Annotated in this window: 16 protein-coding genes and 1 pseudogene; 9 read left to right on the top strand and 8 right to left on the bottom strand. The window is 68.9% G+C overall.

Annotated features, from left to right (window positions below):
• Positions 1 to 6: 6 nt before the first annotated feature.
• The 4 genes from F784_RS0116210 to F784_RS0116195 all read right to left on the bottom strand — a co-directional run bounded on the left by F784_RS0116210 (position 7) and on the right by F784_RS0116195 (position 3,074).
• A complete protein-coding gene (locus tag F784_RS0116210) occupies positions 7 to 846 on the bottom strand; it encodes a 1,4-dihydroxy-6-naphtoate synthase (protein ID WP_019587775.1) in 840 nt (279 codons plus the stop codon).
• A 51-nt stretch (positions 847 to 897) separates the two neighbouring features.
• On the bottom strand, positions 898 to 1,536 hold the full coding sequence (locus F784_RS23525) for a hypothetical protein (RefSeq protein WP_019587774.1): 639 nt from the start codon (positions 1,534 to 1,536) through the stop codon (positions 898 to 900).
• Between the two features lie 114 nt (positions 1,537 to 1,650).
• Complete coding sequence (gene ribF / locus F784_RS0116200) at positions 1,651 to 2,562, bottom strand: riboflavin biosynthesis protein RibF (RefSeq protein ID WP_019587773.1); 912 nt, start codon at positions 2,560 to 2,562, stop codon at positions 1,651 to 1,653.
• Positions 2,559 to 3,074, bottom strand: coding sequence for an NUDIX hydrolase (locus F784_RS0116195; RefSeq protein WP_019587772.1), 516 nt, complete (start codon positions 3,072 to 3,074; stop codon positions 2,559 to 2,561). Before F784_RS0116195 ends, ribF begins: the two co-directional genes overlap by 4 nt.
• Positions 3,075 to 3,164: 90 nt before the next feature.
• Between F784_RS0116195 and F784_RS0116190 the strand changes: the two genes are divergently transcribed.
• The gene (locus tag F784_RS0116190) at positions 3,165 to 4,295 is read left to right on the top strand and encodes a deoxyguanosinetriphosphate triphosphohydrolase (RefSeq protein WP_019587771.1); all 1,131 of its coding nucleotides are present in this window, start codon (positions 3,165 to 3,167) and stop codon (positions 4,293 to 4,295) included.
• 43 nt (positions 4,296 to 4,338) lie between these two features.
• Positions 4,339 to 6,171: a S9 family peptidase gene (locus tag F784_RS0116185; RefSeq protein WP_019587770.1), complete on the top strand. Its 1,833-nt coding sequence runs from the start codon at positions 4,339 to 4,341 to the stop codon at positions 6,169 to 6,171.
• Between the two features lie 4 nt (positions 6,172 to 6,175).
• Here F784_RS0116185 and F784_RS0116180 read toward each other — a convergent pair whose 3' ends face one another.
• The 3 genes from F784_RS0116180 to F784_RS0116170 are packed head-to-tail and all read right to left on the bottom strand — an operon-like array spanning position 6,176 to position 8,480.
• Positions 6,176 to 6,928: a 5-oxoprolinase subunit PxpA gene (locus tag F784_RS0116180; protein WP_019587769.1), complete on the bottom strand. Its 753-nt coding sequence runs from the start codon at positions 6,926 to 6,928 to the stop codon at positions 6,176 to 6,178.
• The gene (locus F784_RS0116175; RefSeq protein WP_019587768.1) at positions 6,925 to 7,863 is read right to left on the bottom strand and encodes a 5-oxoprolinase subunit C family protein; all 939 of its coding nucleotides are present in this window, start codon (positions 7,861 to 7,863) and stop codon (positions 6,925 to 6,927) included. The genes F784_RS0116180 and F784_RS0116175 overlap by 4 nt, the downstream gene beginning before the upstream one ends.
• A complete protein-coding gene (locus tag F784_RS0116170) occupies positions 7,863 to 8,480 on the bottom strand; it encodes a 5-oxoprolinase subunit B family protein (protein ID WP_019587767.1) in 618 nt (205 codons plus the stop codon). Before F784_RS0116170 ends, F784_RS0116175 begins: the two co-directional genes overlap by 1 nt.
• Positions 8,481 to 8,530: 50 nt before the next feature.
• Between F784_RS0116170 and F784_RS0116165 the strand changes: the two genes are divergently transcribed.
• Positions 8,531 to 9,790, top strand: a complete 1,260-nt coding sequence (locus tag F784_RS0116165; RefSeq protein ID WP_019587766.1) for a nitrilase-related carbon-nitrogen hydrolase — start codon at positions 8,531 to 8,533, stop codon at positions 9,788 to 9,790.
• 566 nt (positions 9,791 to 10,356) lie between these two features.
• On the top strand, positions 10,357 to 10,908 hold the full coding sequence (locus tag F784_RS0116160) for a hypothetical protein (protein ID WP_019587765.1): 552 nt from the start codon (positions 10,357 to 10,359) through the stop codon (positions 10,906 to 10,908).
• A gap of 439 nt (positions 10,909 to 11,347) precedes the next feature.
• On the opposite strand, the gene F784_RS0116155 is transcribed toward F784_RS0116160, so the two are convergent.
• Positions 11,348 to 13,618 (bottom strand): LuxR C-terminal-related transcriptional regulator, encoded by a 2,271-nt coding sequence (locus tag F784_RS0116155; RefSeq protein ID WP_019587764.1) that lies wholly within the window; start codon positions 13,616 to 13,618, stop codon positions 11,348 to 11,350.
• 246 nt (positions 13,619 to 13,864) lie between these two features.
• Here F784_RS0116155 and F784_RS25495 point away from each other — a divergent pair.
• From F784_RS25495 to F784_RS0116140, 5 genes and pseudogenes are all read left to right on the top strand, one after another.
• A pseudogene (locus F784_RS25495) lies at positions 13,865 to 14,086 on the top strand (IS982 family transposase); the annotation flags it as partial.
• Between the two features lie 516 nt (positions 14,087 to 14,602).
• Entirely contained in the window at positions 14,603 to 15,460 is an 858-nt protein-coding gene (locus F784_RS0116150; protein WP_019587763.1) for a hypothetical protein, read from the top strand.
• 820 nt (positions 15,461 to 16,280) lie between these two features.
• Positions 16,281 to 16,628, top strand: coding sequence for a hypothetical protein (locus F784_RS26335; protein WP_157465318.1), 348 nt, complete (start codon positions 16,281 to 16,283; stop codon positions 16,626 to 16,628).
• Positions 16,616 to 17,083 (top strand): DUF927 domain-containing protein, encoded by a 468-nt coding sequence (locus tag F784_RS27625; RefSeq protein ID WP_019587762.1) that lies wholly within the window; start codon positions 16,616 to 16,618, stop codon positions 17,081 to 17,083. The genes F784_RS26335 and F784_RS27625 overlap by 13 nt, the downstream gene beginning before the upstream one ends.
• On the top strand, positions 17,008 to 17,973 hold the full coding sequence (locus tag F784_RS0116140) for a DUF927 domain-containing protein (protein WP_019587761.1): 966 nt from the start codon (positions 17,008 to 17,010) through the stop codon (positions 17,971 to 17,973). The genes F784_RS27625 and F784_RS0116140 overlap by 76 nt, the downstream gene beginning before the upstream one ends.
• Positions 17,974 to 18,132 lie beyond the last annotated feature (159 nt).

Raw genomic sequence — 18,132 nt, 5'->3', positions numbered from 1 at the left:
TTTCTCTCAAGCCCGCTCCACGAACAGCGGAAGGTCCGAAGGCGGCACCGCCCCCATCCCCACCGCCCGTCGGTGCAATTCGCGCACGGCCCGCTCGCCCTCCCCGCCCACGTCCAGGCTGAAGGCGTTTACGTACAGATCGATGTGGGCGCGCATCACGTCGTCGCTCATCTCCAGGGCGTGCTGGCGGATGTAGTCCATCGGTTCGGCGGGGTGCTTGTAGGCGTATTCCAGGCTGGCCCGCACCGCCGCATTCAGGCCGCGCTGAATGTCGAGCGGGAGATCGCGCCGGACGAGGATCGCGCCCAGGGGGAGCGGAAGGCCCGTCTCGCCCTCCCACCACGCGCCCAGGTCGAGCAATTTCACGAGGCCATGCTCCGCGTACGTGAAGCGCGACTCGTGGATGATCAGCCCGGCGTCCACCTCGCCGCGGGCGACGGCGGGCATCACCTCGTCGTAACGCAGGTGAGTCAGGCGCACGTCCGGGTAGGCGAGGCGCAGCAGCAGTTCGGCAGTGGTCTGCGCCCCGGGAGAAGCCACCAGCCGCCCGTTCAAGTCGCCCAGCTCCTCCCGCGCGACGACGAGCGGCCCCACGCCGCGTCCCAGCGCCCCGCCCGCCCGCAGCGCCACATACTGCTCCATCACATCGAAGTAGGCCCGGTAGCTGATCTTGGTCACGGGTAGCCTACCCACCCTCGCCCACTCGTTCAGCGTCTGCACGTCCTCCAGCACCTCGCGCACGGGGAGCGGCGAGGCGACCCGCCCGGCGTGGAGCGCGTAGAAGATGAAGGTGTCGTTCGGGCAGAAGGAGTAGCCCAGGTCGAGGGGAGAGATGGCAGAGGTCATGGGGGCAGGGTACGCCGGGCACGTGTGGGCAACCGTCCCCCGGGTGTCAGCTCACGCCGGGAAGGAGCGACGCGCCCGTTGCCACAGTGCCAGCAGCCACACGAAGGCCACGGCGAGCAGGAGCATTCCCGTCACGCCCAGCGGCGGGTAGATGTGATGTTCGGTAAACAGCCACGCGCCTACAAGCAGGGCGGCACCCCCGGGCAGTATCCGGGCACCCAGGGCGGGCCACAGGGCGACGAGGGCCAGCACGCAGGCGGCCAGCAGCGCATAGTCCCCGACATCCCCCAGGGTGTTGGCCTGCCGGAACAGCTCCCGGACGGCGGTGGAGTCGCGGTCCACGCCCAGGTCCACCAGACGCCCGGCGGCGACTCCCGCCAGCAGGTCGACCGCCGGGTAGTAGGCGGCGTACAGGAAGGCGCCTGCCCGCGCCAGCCACGCCCATGGTCCGGGCACGCCGGAGAGCAGCCACCAGAGATTCACCCCGATCAGAGGGAACAGCGGAATGAGGCCCAGGTGCAGGAGAGTCCAGTGGTGGGCCGTGGCCGGGGTTAACCCGCCCGGGTGCATCAGGCCGAGCAGGGCCATGACGAGCGGCGCGGCCCCGATGCCCAGGAGGGACCAGGGGGCGGGCCGGGGAGGAGTCGCGGCGCGGGGTCCTGAGGCGGCTGGCGAGAAGGAAGGTTCCATCCACGTCCGTCCTTTGCGGGAAAGGGAGAGGAGCGGCCCTTCGGTCCCGGGTTTCAACCGGGGCACGTACGAACCAAATTTCTGCAGGGAATACCCAGGGGGATCATACCCGACTCACCGCACCTCCCGCAGCGCCTCCCTCGCCGCCTGGGCGTCCCGCGCGATCTGCGCCTTCAGCTCGTCCAGCCCGGCAAACCTCTGCTCCCCGCGCAGGTGCTTGAAGAACTTGACCTGCACCTCCTCGCCGTACAGGTCACCCTCAAAGTCGAAGAGGTGGACCTCGAAGCGGCGCTCCTTGCCGTCCACCGTGGGGCGAAAGCCCACGTTCGCCATGCCGTGGTGGCGCTGCGGGTTGCCCGGTCCCCGCTCCGTGATGGCGACGACCGCGAACACGCCCAGCGGAAGCGCCTTGCCCTCGGGCACGCGGATATTGGCGGTCGGCCAGCCGATGGTGCGGCCCAGGCGGTCCCCGGGCACGACCACCCCCTGCGCGTCGTAGTGGCGGCCCAGTAGCCGGGCGGCGCCGTCCACGTCGCCCACCTTGAGGTACTCGCGGATGCGGGTGCTCTTGATGTCCTCGCCGCCGAGCTGGTGCATGGGGAGCGCCACCACCTCGCGCGTCACCCCGCGCAGGTCCGCCAGTCCCCCCGCCCGCCCCCGCCCGAAGTGGAAGTCCTCGCCGACCACGAGGGCGCGGGGACGCAGGGTCCGCAGGTCGTCCAGAAACGCCTCCTTGGGCCGGGCGGCGAACTCGGCGGTGAAGGGCACCGCGACCGTCTCGTCGATCCCGTAACGGGCGAGCAGGTCCAGTTTCTCGGGCAGGGTGGACAGGAACTCGACCCCCTGCGTCAGCACCCGGGTGGGCGGATCGAAGGTGTAGACGACCGTCGGCACCCGGTGTTCCCGCCCCCTCGCCTTGAGCTGCGCGAGCAGGGCCTGGTGCCCCAGATGCACCCCGTCGAAGGACCCGATGGCGACCACCGTCTCGGTGTCCGGGCGCTGTGTGGGGGAGACGTAGGTTTTCACCGCGTGGCGACCCGCCCGAGGCCGTACAGGGCCGCCGCCACCGTGGTCGCGCTGCCCACCAGTGAGCCGTCGCGCAACCCGTCGAGGACCGCCTGGGGCGGCATCCACACGACCTCGATCTCCTCGTCCTCGTCCTGGGGCAATCTGCTCTCGCGCAGGTTGCGGGCCTCGAAGATGTACAGCTCCTCGTCGCAGAAGCCGGGGCTGGAGTAGAAGCGGGTGAGCAGCGTCATGTCGCCGTCCAGGCCCACCTCCTCCTGAAGCTCGCGCCGGGCGGCCTGCTCGGGGGTCTCGCCCGCGTCGATCAGGCCCGCCGGGGCCTCCACCGTGCTCGTCCCGATGGCCCGGCGCCGCTGACGCACCAGCAGCATCTCGCCCGAATCGTTCAGCGCCAGGATCGCCACGGCGTCGGCGTGCCGCACGATCTCCCACTTGCCCTCCAGCAGTTCCAGCCGCACGATATGCCCGTCGTAGATCACCTGTGTTTCGTTGCCCGTGGCGGCGTCGCTCATGGGGGCAATCTAGAGCAGCGGGCGCCCGGCGGCGGGCAGGTTAAGCCTTTGCTCTCGGCCTCCTGCCCGCCGCTCTGCCAAACTGCCCCCATGTTCACCCGCGCCGACCTGGAGGCGCGCGAGGCCGCCACGCTCGCGCCTTATGCCACCCTCAGCCGGGAGTCACGTGGCCGGGAGTACCCCGAGGCCGAGAGCAAGACGCGCACCGCCTTCCAGAAGGACCGCGACCGGGTGCTGCACACGACCGCCTTTCGCCGCCTGGAGTACAAGACGCAGGTCTTCCTCAATACCCAGGGCGACCACTACCGCACCCGTCTGACCCACACGCTGGAGGTCCAGCAGGTCGCCCGCTCCGTCGCCCTGACGCTTGGCCTGAACGAGACGCTCGCGGAGACCATCGCCCTCGCACACGACCTGGGCCATCCCCCCTTCGGGCACGCGGGCGAGCGGGTGCTCCACGCGCTGATGGAGGAGCACGGGGGTTTTGACCACAACACCCAGGCGCGGCGCATCGTGACCCGGCTGGAGGACCGCTACCCCGACTTCCCCGGGCTGAACCTCACGCTCGACACGCTCGACGGCCTGAACAAACACGCCCGCGCCGGGTCAGGACCGCCCAGCCTGGAGGCGCAACTCGTGGACGCCGCCGACGCCCTCGCCTACACCGCCCACGACCTCGACGACGGGTTGCGGAGCGGGCTGCTCACGCCGGGTCAGCTTGAGGAATTGCCGCTGTGGCGCGAACTCCTGGCGCGCGTGCCCACCTCCTCCCCCCACCTCACCGAGCGCGACCGCCGCACCCTGCACCGCGAACTGCTGGGGTGGCTGATCGGCGACCTGACGCGGGCCAGCCATGAGGCGATTCGGGCGAGCGGCATCACCGCCGCGGCGGAGGTGCGGGCTCAGCCGGGCCGCCTGATGACCTACAGCGACTCCATGCGCGGGCTGTTGCGGGAGACGGGCGCCTTCCTGCGCGACAACCTCTACCGGCACTGGCGGGTGGAGATGCAGGTCGAGCAGGGGACCCGCCTGCTGACAACCCTCTTCACGGCCTTTCTGGCGCGGCCCTCCCTGCTGCCGCCGGGGGTGCGCGCCCGCGCCGGGGTGGACGGCCTGCCCCGCGCGGCATGCGATTTTATCGCGGGAATGACGGACCGCTACGCGAGTGAGACGCACGCGGCGCTCGTGCCGCCACCAGGGCCGCCGGGGTGGCCGAGGTAGGGAGGGGCCAGCTCCCCATCCCCCCAGCCTCCTAAACTGCCGTATGCCCGAACGCATTCCGCTGGAGGCCCTGACCGCCCTCCCCACCGTCGTGGCCCTGAGCGTCTCGCACAGCGGCGAGGAGGTGGCCTTCTACGCTGACTGGACCGGCCGCTTCGAGCTGTATGTCCTGAATCTCCGCACCCGCGAGCGGCGCCAGGTGACGAACGGGGAGGCGCCGAAAGGGATCCGAGCGGGCTTCGTCTGGTCCCACGACGATCGGCGCATCCTCTTCAGCCGGGACCACGACGGCGACGAGCGGCAGGCCCTCTTCGAGGTGACGCTGGCGTCGGGCGAGGTGCGTGCCCTCCACCACTCCCCGGAGAGCATGGATTATGCGGTAGACGCTCATCCGGGCGGCCAGCGCGTGCTCGTGAACAGCACGCGGGGCGGGCAGATGAACGTGCATGTTTACGACCTGACCCGGGAGGGCGAGGACGCCTGGACGGCCCTCACCCGGCTGCCCAATACAACCCAGGCGGTCGCCTGGAGCCCCGACGGCACGCAACTGACGCTGAACACCAACGAGAGCGCCGACTTGCGCAATGTGGACGGCTACGTGCTCAATGCTGACGGGAGCGGGCTGCGCCGGGTGCTACGGGTGCGCGAGGGCAGCCGGGACGAGGTGGGCCGCTGGCACCCCGACGGGCGGCGGGTGGCGGTCGCCAGCGACGCCGACGGCCACAGCCGGGTCGGCCTCCTCACGTTGGAGAGCGGCGAGGTCACCTGGCTCACGCCCGCGGATGGGGTCACCGAGGAGGAGCCCGGGCGCTTCTCCCCGGACGGCCGCTGGCTGAGCGTGATCCGCAATGAGGAGAGCACCCTGACCCCAGTCCTGTACGACACGCAGACGGGACAGGCCCGCGAGCTGAGGCTGCCGCCCGGCCTCGCCTACGGCACGGAGTTCGCGCTGGGCGGCACGCGGCTGCTCTTCCAGTACACGACGACCACCACCCGCCCGGAGGTGCTGCTGTACGACCTGCGGACGGACACGTTCGGGGTCCTGCTCCCCGCCGAGTACGGCGAGGTGGACCCCGCCGACTTCGTGCCCGGCGAGTACGTGCGTTACCCCACCGAAGGTGGCCTGCACGTTCCCGCCATCCTGTACCGGCCCGGGTCGGCCCAGCCGGGAGAACGCTTCCCGGCGCTGGTCTGCGTGCACGGCGGCCCCGCCGCGCAGTTCTTCCGCGCCTTCAACGCGCAGATCCAGTTTCTCGCCGACCGGGGGTACGTGGTGTTATGCCCCAACGTGCGCGGCTCGACGGGGTACGGCGTGGAGTGGCGCGACGCCAACCTGATGGACTGGGGCGGGCGCGACCTGGAGGACGTGGCCGCCGGGGCCGAGTACCTGGGGACGCTGGACTTCGTGGACCCCGGGCGCGTCGGCGTCTTCGGCGGCAGCTACGGCGGGTACCTCTCGTATCTCGCGGCGGTGAAAAAGCCCGACCTGTTTAAGGTCAGCGTGCCCATCGTCGGGATCACCGATCTGCACCAGCTCCACGAGGACAACAGCCGCGTGATGCCGCAGCTCGGTTACTACTTCCGCACCCTGATGGGGGACCCGGTCGAGCAGGCCGAGCTGTGGCGCGACCGCAGCCCGGTCACCCACGCGGCGAACCTGAAGGCCCACATGTTCATGATGCACGGCGTCAACGACCCCCGCTGCCCGGTGAACCAGGCCCGGGGCTTCCGGGACGCCCTGCTGAGTCACGGGCGGGAGGAGGGCCGCGACTTCGAGTACGTGGAATTCGGCGACGAGGGCCACGGGGCGGGCGACATCGCCGGGAGGACCCGCAGCTACCGCCTGCTGGCCGATTATCTCGCCCGGCGGCTGTGAGGGCCTACGGCCCCGGCGCCGCCACCCGCACGCCCGCCCCCTCCAGCGCCGCCCGCAGGTCCCGCGCGAGCTGGGCCGCCTCCGCCCCGTCCCCATGCAGGCAGAGGGTCCGGGCGGGGACGGCCACCCGCTCGCCCGTGACGGCGACCGTCACTCCCTCCCGCGCGATGCGGACGCCCTGGGCGACGGCCTCATCGTGGGGGAGCAGGGCGCCCGCCTGCCCACGCGGCCATAACGCCCCGTCGGGTGAATAGCCCCGGTCGGCGAAGCCCTCGCCGACCGCCCCGAGTCCCAGCGCCTCTGCCTCCCGCAGCATCACCGACGCCTCGCCCGCCAGGCCGAAGTAGAGGGGAAGACCTGAATCCCGGGCGGCCTGGGCGATAGCGCGCGCCAACGTCCGGTCCTTCACCGCCTGGTTGTAGAGCATCCCGTGGGGCTTGACGTGGGCGAGGCGGACCCCCTCCCGCGCCGCCACGGCCTTCAGCGCCTCGATCTGCTCGCGCACAAAGGCCGTGACCTCCTCCGGGGGGAAGTGCATCTCGCGCCGACCGAAGCCCTCGCGGTCGGGAAAACCGGGGTGGGCACCAGCCACCACGCCATAATTCGCGGCGAGACGCAGGCTGTCCCGCATCGTCTCCTTATCGCCCGCGTGGCCCCCGCAGGCAATATTCGCGCTCGTGACGTGGGGCATGACAAGCGCCTCGTGCGGGCTGCCCTCCCCGAGGTCGGCGTTGAGGTCGATGGTGGGGTGCGTCATGCCTCCTTGTACCACCAGCGCAGGGCGAGCTCCGCCTCCCGGACCTCCTGCTCCTGCTGGCGCAGTGCCCCGCGGGCCTCCTCCAGGCTTACCCCCCGCAGCCACACCCGGTCTCCAGGGCGCAGTTGCCCCAGCCGGGGCAGGTCCACACTCGCCACGACGAGCGGGGTGGCGTAACCTCCGTGCGTGCCCGCGTCGGGGAGCAGCAGGATGGGCCGACCGTCCGGCGGAAGCTGCACCGCCCCCGGCACGTTGGGCAAGCTGACCCGGTTCGGGTCGTGGGGCGCGGGGACGACCTCACTCAGCCGCGCGCCCATCCGGTCCGTCTGCCCACTCACGGTGAAGGAACGTCCCGTCAGCGTGGCGAGGAGGTCGGGAGTGGCCTCCGGGGTCAGGAGGACGCGCAGGACGTGGTGCGGCCCGGTCGGCGTCCGCAACTCCGGCGAGAGGAAGGCGCGCGGCGCCGTGACGGGCGGCAGGGAGGCCCAGGTCAGCCGGTCCCCTGCCCGCAGCGCCCGGCCCTCCAGCCCGCCGAAGCCCGTTCTGAGGTCGGTGGATCGGCTGCCGAACGCCTCCTGCCCCTCCAGTCCGCCCCGCACGGCGAGGATCGCCCGCGCCCCCCGCGCCGTGCCCCCGATCTCCAGCGTCTGCCCCGCGCGGACGGGGACGGCCCGCCACAGGGGGAAGGGAGCCTCGTCCAGGGTGGCCGCGAACGAAGCGCCGCACAGCGCGACGAGCGCGTCCGCGTGAAAGTGCAGGGCGGGTCCCGCCAGCGTGACCTCCAGGGCTGCCGCTCCGGGCGGGTTGCTCACCAGGGCGTTCGCCAGCCGCAGGGCGAGGGGGTCGGCCGCTCCTCCGCCCGGCACGCCCAGCGCCCGCACCCGCCGCCCCGCGTCCTGCACCGTCGTCTGCAGGCCGGGGCGCCGAACCTCCATCACGGCCGGACCTCGAACCTGACCCGGTCCCCGGCCCGCCACAGGACCGGCTCGGGGCGCCACGGGTCGAACAGCACGGCGTCCGTGCGGCCGACCAGCCGCCAGCCCCCGGGTGTCTCCCGGGGGTACACGCCCGCCCACGGTCCCCCCAGGGCGACACTGCCCGCGGGCACCCTCTCCCGCGGAGCACTCAGCCGGGGCATCCTCAGCCGCTCGGGGAGTCCCGTCAGGAACGCGAAGCCGGGGGTGAAGCCCAGGAAGGCGACGGTGAGGGGGGTGGCGCAGAGGGTTCCTACGAAGTCCTCCAAGCCCAGTTCCGCGTGATCGGCGCACCACCCGAGGTCTGGCCCGTCGAAGGTGACGGGCAGGACGTGGGTGCGGGTCTTCTCCTCCTCACCGGGCACGAGCCCGCCCAGCCGCTCCCGCAGGCTCGCCGTCAGGGTGTCGGCGCCCACCTCCAAGGGGTCGTACAGCACGGTCAGCACCTCCAGGGCGGGCACGGCCTCCCGCACGCCGGGCAAGGGCCGCGTGGTGAGGTCCGTCAGGAGCGCCCGCGCGAGGGGTGAGCGCACGACCAGTGCCGCGTCACCCAGCCGCTCGATGGTGGCCCGAGTCATGGCCGCATCATTCCACGTGCTCTCGCCCGCCACTCGGTACGCTGGGCGGCATGTCCGCCGCGCCCGACCGTTCCTTCCGCGCCGTCGCCGTGCAGCCGCAGTGGAGCGCCGCCGACTTCACGAGCGCCGCCGCCTTTCGCGCCTGGATGCGCGGTCAGCTGGAGATGGCCCGTCCCCACCTCGCGCCGGACCGGCCCAATTTGGTCGTGCTGACCGAGCTGAACGGGTTGCCGCTGGTGTTGCGGGGCACGCCGCTCGCCGCCCGGGCCGGGACCTTCGAGCGGGCCGCGCTCCTCCTGTTCCTGCGCTGGCTGCCGCAGGTCCTGCCGGTGCTGCTGCGTGAGCGCGTCTCGCCCGTCCGGGCGCTGCAGCTCGCCCTGAGCGCCGGGAACACCCGCCTGTACCTGGAGACCTGCCGCGACCTCGCCCGCGAGTACGGCGTGTACCTGTGCTGCGGGTCCGCACCCATGCCCCGTTACCGGCTGGAGGGGAGGCGCCTCGTTCGCGAGCCCGGCGTGCTGCATAACGAGGCGGTGATCCTGGGGCCGGGGGGGGAGCTGATCGGCGTAGCCGACAAGGTCCACCTCACCCCGGACGAGGAGGGAGAGGGCGTGGATCTGACTCCCGGCCCGCTGGAGGAATTGCGCGTCTTTCCCACCCCGGTCGGGGACCTTGGCGTCGCCATCAGCCTCGACGCCTTCCGGGCCGATGTGATCGGGCGTCTGGAAGAACAGGGCTGCACCGTCCTCCTGCAACCCGACGCGAACGGGGCGCCCTGGACTTCCCTGGAAGGGCTGCCCCCCGACCCGGCCAACGTCCGCGACCAGCCCGTCGCCTGGCTGGAGTCGAGCTGGCAGGCCACGACGGGGGGGCAGGCCATCCGCTACGCCGTCAATCCCATGGTGGTCGGCAATCTCCTCGACCTCACCTTCGACGGGCAGAGCGCGATCACTGGGCGGGCCGAGGAGGCCCCCGAGCCCCACTCCTACGTGCTGACCGACCCGCGCCCCGGCTTCCTCGCGCTGCTCCCCTGGGTGGAGGAGGGCGGGCCGGAGCACCTGCGGGAAGTGGGCCGTCACCTGGCTGCCCGCAGCGGTCACCCCCACGAGAACGGCTACCGGACGGGCGTGCTGCACGCCGACCTGACCCTGCCCCCCAGCCGCGTGCCTGTTCCCGCCCGCACCCGGCACGAGGAGGCGCTGGCTGCCCTGCTGGAGGGCCGCGCCTCTCTTCCGGACACCCAGCCGCTCTGGCCGCTGTTCATGCTCCCGGCAGCGCTGGCCGCGTACCGGCTGCTGAGGCGCCGGTGACCTGCTCCAAGTGAAGGCATTGATAGGGAGGTGCGCCACTCCTCAGCCGCCTGCTGCCATTGCTGACACGGCTGCGCGTTGACCCTGCCTCCGGAGGATCACCTGGGAGCGCACCTGGGCCCTGGTGTCGGTCAGTTTGCCGAGGGCGCCTGAAAATATCCTGGCCCTGTCCTGGTGGTTCAAGAACGGCCGGAGTCCTCCACCAGTTCAGGTGTCCGGGGTCGTTGAAGGGCACGGGGAGGGGCCCAGCTTGTGCCGGGTCGTGTGGGGACCGGTCGGTGACGGATTGAGTTCAGTTAGACCCACTTCCAGCTTTTTCCACGTTTTTACATCTTGATAGGATATCGGCGGTTTATACAGGGGTGTGACGGGGGCGAGGCGGAAGTTCCTCGTTCAGGACGAGGTTTCTCGATAGAGGCGCTCTTCCATACACCTTCCTATACATCCCAGATAACAGCCTATACAGGAAAGAGCCCCCATCCCTGATGTTCACTTACCCTCAAATAGTTCTGGATAGGCCGAGAACCCTCGAAGCGTGAAGGGTACCTGCCGGAGGGAGGCCACCGATGGAAAAGGAACATCACAAGACTCGCTATAGCCGTCTCAAGGCCGAACGTTATTTCCAGACGTATTGTCTGATGGGGCCCGGGGAACGCACCCTCCACAACCTGATGGTCGAGTTGCGTCGGGAGGGCGAGAAGGTGAGCAGGACGACGCTGGAACGGTACTCGAAACAGTACCGATGGCCCGAGCGGCTGCACGAGCAGGCGGTTCAGGACCAGACGGCAGGTCGGCGGAAGGCGGAGGAAATACGGGCCCGGCGCCGTCACTACCATTACGTCAAAGAGCAGACCGGGGAAGAGTGGGCAGTCGAAGAGCTTAGTATCCGCATCCACCAGCTGTGCGCTCAGTGCTGCAGCGACCTGCAGGTGCCTTCCGGCAGGATCAGCTTCTGTCCCGGGTGCAGCAGGGAGCTCCGCCCGATCCTGCGGGCGTTGACGGACAGCGTGCCCTATCCCGCCGACCTGAAGCGAATGTTCGAGATTGAATTGTGGCGGGAACGCGCCGCCGACCTGGAGTTCAACGGCCCGCCCGCGATCCTTTCCGGGGACGCATGAGGCTGCCCCGTGAGGAGAGCAACTCCGGTGATCGAACCCGGATCGCCGGACCGCGACCAGACTGAAGCGGCAGGACATGGAGGGCATTGGCGCGGTGAAGCCCCGCGGAGTCAACTGTTCTGGCCCTGAAGTTTTCTGTTGAGCCCCGCTGGGCCTCTCCGGAGATGGGGCTGGGCGCCGTCTTGCTCCCAGGGAGGCTGCAGTTGGCCGTCGCGCGTGACGGGAGCCGTGAGGACAGCCCTGCCCGTCCCACCATGCCCCTCCCCCATCAGCGACCTGTTGGGAGGAGGGCGAAGGTCAGGGCGAACCGGACGGCCATGGTGGTGTGCAGGTGTCCCGCCTTTCAGAGCGGGCGTACGGTACGCACACTCGCCGTCAACCCGCATCGGGAGGATGACCGAGACGTGATGGGACGTCGAGGGCATCTCGTCGTGGCGCCTCAGGAGTCCCGGAGCAGATCGTGCGCGATGGCCCAGCGTGTCAGCTCCACCCGGTTGCGCGCATCCGTCTTTCCGAACAGGTTCGCGACGTGCCTATTGGCGGTTTTGACGCTGATGCCCAACGTCCGCGCGATCTGCTTGTCGCTCTGGCCGACGGCGATGTGACGCAGCACCTCCCGCTCGCGAGACGTCAGGTGGGGGATATCCTCCTCATGAGGTTCCGTTGCGAGCAGGGCATTTGTGGCCTTCGCAAGCGTCCCGAAGGAAGCCGCCTCACCCTCCAACCACTCCGCTTCGAACACGGCGTCGGGAAGGGCGGTGCGCAGGGACTGCCGCACGTCGTCGACATCACCCTGGAACTGCACGTTCCACCGCTCCCCCGTGCGTCGCTGGTAAGCGTCAGCGGCGGCGAGCACCCGCACCGCGAGGTGGGATTGCCCGGCGCGCAGGGCATACGTCGCGATGAGGTCGTGCAGCGCGATCAGGAGCGGCACGTCCCCGATCTGCCGTGCGAGCTGCAGGCCCTGGGTCAGCTCCGGGCGCGCCGCCCGCAGCCTGGCAGTGCGGAGAAACACCCAGGCGCGGTGCATGTGGCAGTGCGCCAGCCCGTACGAGTTGGCGTCGCGTTCGAACAGCGTCTGCGCGTGCCCCAATGAGGAGAGCGCCTCGTCGTGGTGGCCGTTCTGGGCGTGCAGGGTGCCGATGTTGTGCGAGAGCACCGCCCGGATCGAAGGGTCGGCGTCCACAGGCAACAGCGCCAGGGCCTCCTCGTCGCACCGCACGCTCGCGTCGAGATCGCCGGTCACGTGGTGCAGCACGCCGAGCGTCATCAACGCGTCAACTTGCCCGTCAACATCCCCAAGGGTACGGAAGGCGTCGAGGCCGTGGGTGCCGAGCTCCCGGGCCAGGCGGAATTGTCCCAGCCTCGTCGCCGCCATTGCCGCGGTGAGTTCCGCGCGAACTCGCAGCGCGGGGTGCTGCTCAGCGCCTGGCAACTCAGCAGCCTGTCGGCAGAATCGAAGAGCAAGGGTGTACTGCGCCCGGCTCTGCCAGTACCCGGAGAGCGCCTCGCACAACCTCAGCGCCTCCTCCGCGCGGCCTCGGAGGGTGAACCACACGAGGGACGCCTGGAAGTTCGCGTCGTCCGCGTCGAGAGCGGACCACGCGCCTGCTGGGTCGTCCGTCTGCCGTTCGGCAGCGTCACGGGCGAGTTGGAGGAAGTGACGGGCGCACAGGTCGAGCACGCTTTCCACGGTGGGTGAGTCGAGCAGCCGTGTGTGCGCGACGGCCCGGACAGGCTCGAGCATGAAGAAGCGTCCGGCGCGCCGCTCATCGGGTCGAACGAGGCTGTGCTCGGCGAGCCGCGTCAGGAGATGCGGCAGGTCCGCGTGGGGCAGCGCCGCCTGGAGGGCGTCGAGGGTGAAGCCACCCACGAAGGCGCCGCACGCCCGGAACACTTCCCGTTCGTCGTCGGTGAGCAGCGCGCAACTCCACTCGACGGCGTCGAGGTAGGCGCGTGACCGGGCGGGACGATCGCGCGGACCGTCGCGGAGCAGATCCAGCGGGCGGTCGAGCCACGTCACCAGCGTGGCAAGGCTCACGGCGCGGAGGCGCGCCGCCGCGAGTTCCACGGCAAGCGGCACACCGTCAAGTCGGCGGCAGACCTCCTCGACCAGCGCGAGATGCCCATCGTCGAGGGTGAAGTGCGGTTCGATCTGGCGGGCGAGGCGCTCGAACAACCTCGCCGCGTCACTGACTCCTGCGTGGTCAGCAGGCGTGACGGCGAGCGGACCGACGGTGATCAGGTGCTCGACGGTCAGGTTCAGAGGCACGCGGCTCGTGACGAGCAGTTTCGTGTTCGGAAGCACGGCGAGGGCGTGCGCAAGCTCCTCAGCGGCCGTGTGAACGTGCTCGAAGTTGTCGAGGACGATCAACGCGTGCGAGTCGCCGAGGTAGGCCGAGGGGTCCTCGGAGTCGCTGGCGGGGCAGCCGAGGGCACGCGCAAGGTGAGGCAGAACGTCGTCGGGCGTACAGACCTGGGTGAGGTCCACCCACGTAACGAGATCCGAGGTTGCTGCCCGACGGTGGGCGAGTTCGACGGCGAGGGCCGTCTTGCCGATGCCGCCCTCGCCGCGTAGGGTGAGGAGCCGCACGTCCGGGCGCGAAAGCAGTTGGAGCACGTCGTGGAGGAGCTTGTCGCGCCCGACGAGCGGCGTGATGAGCTCGGGTAGTGACGTTCGCTGGACACCTCTTGGTGGTGAGGTGGACATGATTCAGTGTACAGATGCTGATGGATTTCTTCCCGGAGGCGACCGGGTGACGACGTGCTCAGCAGTGACAAGCTTCCTGGCTCCCGGTTTCCCCTCGCTGTGATCGGCTACGCCGCCCCTGCTCCGTCACCGCTTCACGCGCAGCTTTCGGGATGTCGAAGAACTGCTGTTGGAACGGGGCGCCGTCACACACGAGTCCATCCGCAGTTGGTGCATCAACTTCAGTAATCTCTTCGCCCAGGGCCTGGTCCGAAGGTCATCGGCGACGAAGGGTATGCCTGCCTGGGGTTTATGTTTCCACCCAGGCAGAACACCCGGTATGACAGCGGGTGGCGGGAGTCCCGCCACCCTAAACCCCGCAAGCGCATTGAAACCGTCTTCTCCCAACTCGTCGAAGCACAGATTCGGTCGGTTCAAACCAAAACGCTCGCCTCACTCCGTCTGCGCCCTGTCGTGGCCGTGCTCGCCACAACCTCGCCCGGCCCTGAACGGCGTAAAGACATGCCGATCAGTACCGGCCGCCGTATTGGGTCGGCTGGGCCCAAGCTTCTCGCTGATGGCGTCCATCGGCGCCCCTGCGACAACACCAGGCTCGTGGAGGTATGGCGCAAGTCACGGAAGTGTAGACGCGCGAGGAGTGAAGGAGCGCGCGTACGTGGGGTTGAGCGAGGGTACCTTCCCGGATGCGGGCCAGAGCGTGAACGACGATGGAAGCGGGGCTGGTGGGCTGGACGCGGGTTCGTCTCCTGGAACGCGAAGTTCGAGCCGGACCGGGCATCGTTGGCGTCGCGTCCTCCGTGGAATGTCGGGGCCCCGAGTTGCCCTCTCCGACCTGGATTTTGGCCACTGGACGCGAGGCAGCCGAACTGTGCGAGACAGGAACGGCAGTACGTGAAAAAGCTGTGCTGAACGGGGTTGACTGTGTGAGAGGGGGTGCCGCAGTGTGTGCTGCCCCGCCAGAACGCAGGTGGGGCAGGAGGCCACATGACGCACCGCGAAGACCAGCTGAACCTGCACGCCGCACGCTCTTACCTCACGCGCCTGCTTCCCCACCTCGCTCCCTTCACCGGGCAGGAACTGCAAAGCCTGACCCTCAAGGCCGGGTTGTGGTCGTTGTACCAGCACACCCGGCCCCCGGAGGCGGACCTCACCGCCCACCTCCAGTCCCACGCCCGGCTGCTACGGGGACAGGAAGGCCCATTGGACCACCTGGAAGCACAACATCTGCGGCAGCAGGCCGCAGGCGGCCCGAATGTGGTTCCATCCCGGCTGGAGTCGCAGGAGGAGGCCGGAGCGGACAACGCCCCGCGGCTGGAGAAGATGCGGCAGCAGGCCCAGCGGCTGGGTTTGCCCTGGTTCACCCGCCGGGCCATCAGTCACGCGAAGACCCAGGTGAGCTACCGGGTGACGCAGCCCTTCGAGCAGGCGCTGGAGGAGGCCTGGAAGGTGCAGGTCCCGCGGGGCGGCTCCCGGAACGCCCTGCAGGCAACGCTCGCGCTGGCCTACCTGAGTCTGCCGGAGTTCCAGCGGCGGGTGCGCCGCCTGCAGGACGTGCGCTATGCCAGACAGGGCACGGGCGTGATCTCCGAGGAAGCCCAGCGGGTGGCGGCCCTGCTCACCCGGTGTCGCCTCCCGGCGCGGGGGGCACCGACCCTGCGGAACGAGGTGGTGCAGTTGAGTTACCGGACGACGACCTTGGCGAACAACGTGCTGCGGCGGAGCCTTCCTGCGGGGGAGCGGACCCTGGCCTACCTGCACATTGATTTGCTGGCCTTGTACCTGATTGCTCCGGATGTTCGTGCCTTCATCGACCTCGTCATAGAAGAGCGCGGCCAGGAATAGAGATGTAGACCTCATTTAAAAAGGAGGTGTTGTTTCATGCCTCCTTCTGCCACTTAATTGCCCTGCTGCTGGCTATATGGAACAGCTCAACGACTGCGCACTCTTAAATCAATGAGGACGTCACTGCCAAGACTGAAACAAAGACTATGTAGTCAAGATGCAAATTCCACCTCTCTCAAATGCATTTTTTCGGTTATATCCTTAAAAGTACAGGCTGTCGTACGGTAATTCTCAGACGGCGGCTGCGGATTATATACAGATCGGCAAAATTGTCAAGAATGTCCCCCACCCCCGAGAGGGGGTGTGTCGGTTTCCCTGTAATGGACGAGAAAAAGGTGGTGTGAGGTGTACCGCCGGGGTGCGTCACATTGTTCGATCCCTGAATTCGTACCATCAAAGCTGACAGCAGGGAAGACAGCATCCCGGAAAGTCCAGAACGTGCCCCAGCGCTGCTTCCTGGCCCTTCCCCAACAGGTGACGGGGCAAAGTCGATGCTGGGGCAGGGGAGAGCATTGCCGTTTTTCTCCCCCAATTATTTCGATTCGGTCGTTCGAAGTTACGGGGGCAAGGCGAAAAATCCCGACTCCTTTATGGCTCTTCAATTCCACTTCAGCGAGCGTGCGCTTGTTGATCTGCGGAACTTCATTCCTCACACCATCCTCAGTACGTAAGGAGTCGTATGACCAGTCAGTCTGCCCGGGACGCCCTCGTCCCGCTGTCCCCGGACGTCGTCCCTGAGGGGCCGTCCTCCAGCCCCAGGTCAAAGTCGGCTGCAGGGAAAGCCCCAGCCGCAGAGAAAGATCCGGTCGTGGAGCCCTCCGTGGTCTCTCTGAGTCTGAAGCCGCGACCGTATCTGTTCCACCCGGAGACGGGCGAGCCTCTCTCCCTCCCCGAGACCTACCTGGAAGAAGACGGGCGGCTGATTCTCCAGAGGGCCAGCGGGGGCCAGGAGACCATCTACCGTGGACGAATCTTCTTGCGGTCTATCGGGCAGAATCTGGCGAGTGGCGAACAGTACCTGGAGGTGCAATTTGACCGACGCGGCGGCCAGCATACAGTGACGGCCCCCCGCCGTGACCTCGCCACACCTGGAGGGTTGATCGATCACCTCGCCCCAGTGGCGCGTACGTCACCACCAGCAATGCGGGGAAGCTGGTGGAATTCCTGAGCGCCTTCGAGGCGACGAATGCGGCGGCCCTCCCCGAGCGCCTGGTCAGCGACCGCCTCGGGATGATGCCGGGCGGCGTGCTCGTCACGCCCACGACCAGCATCGGTGGGCACGTCGCGTACATCGGGGAGGGCCACGACCGGTTCAAGCCGGGGCGGGACGCCTCAGCCTATGACCGCTCGCTGCGGGAGATCACCACCTGGAAAGGGGCCTACGTCCTGTGGTTGCTGCTGGGGCTGGCGCTCGCCTCCCCCTTCCTGCCGCGACTCAAGCTCCGGCGGTACCCGGTCGTGGACCTTGCGGGTGACTCGAACGCGGGCAAGACGACCGCCTGTCACTTCTCCATGGGTCGTGGGCGGCCCCGGGCGAGGAACCGTTTATGGCGCAGGCCAATCGCACCACTCAGGCGGCGTTCAACCGCATCCTCGAAGGTCTGGGCGGCCTGCCGTTCCTGATCGACGAGGTGCATACCAGCGAGAAGCCCAGGGACCTGGAAAACCTCGTGTATACCTTCGCCAACGGGCAGTCCTACGCTCGAGGCAGGGCAGGTGGCGGCGTCACCGGGGGGACAGCGCTGGGTGGGGTGGTCATTCTGATCGGGGAGGCGCGGCCGGAGTTCCGGCATGCGGGGAGCCACAACCGCCTGCTGCTAGTGAACGCCGACCTGCATCCCCCGCTGGGCGCCGGGGCGGGAAAGGAAACGGCGCTTGGCCTGGAGCGGGCCTGGCTGCTGGAGAGCATCTGGGAGCAGGGCGCGGGGCACCTGGGGCCACGCGTGGCCGAGGTAATCCTCGCAGACTGGGGGAGGTTCAGAACCCGAGTCGAGACGCAGCGGCAACGGCCGGAGGTACTGGCGTTGCGGGACTGGGGACACGCCCTGGCTGCGGTGCTGGCGACGCTGGAGGTGCTGTTCGAGCAGGTCCTCGTGCTTCCGCAACCGGAGGACGCTGCCGAGTTGCCCCGCCGCCTGGCGGTGATGCTCCACGCCCACCGCCGCGAGTCCAACCCCGCCGAGGAGATGTTCGAGGAGATCCGCACGCTGATGCTGCAGGGGAACCAGCGCCCGACCGCGAAGCGGGTGGACCTGTACCTCGGCTCGGAGTTCATTGGGTGGCGCACGGGGGCGGATTGGTACCTGCTCACCGCGTCCCGGGCCTTCCGGCAACGGCTGGGCCGCCAGGCGGTGCAACTGCACGGGCGGCGGTGGGTAGAACGGGGGTGGGTAGTTCCCGATTCCCAGCAGGGCTCCAGCACTCAGGCGGTCTACTGCGCCGTCAGGGGGTCCACCGGGCGGGTGCTGGTCATTCCCCGGGCGGTGTTCGAGGAGGCGCCGGGCGAGGTGTGAGGAGTGAGGTCCGGCGAGGTGTGAGGTGGAAAGCCCGACCAGGACGGTTGGGAGAGCCCATCTCACACCTCACACCGGGGGAGTCTTGCCTCACACGCCTGCCAGCCTATTTCGTATGCGTTCAGGGGGCTCCAGGGGCTCGCTCCTCGAGCCCTCATC

It is taken from the genome of Deinococcus apachensis DSM 19763 (assembly GCF_000381345.1).
Lineage (GTDB): Bacteria > Deinococcota > Deinococci > Deinococcales > Deinococcaceae > Deinococcus > Deinococcus apachensis.
Note: the sequence above shows the minus strand (reverse complement) of the source record. Positions and strands in the feature narration are given on the sequence as shown.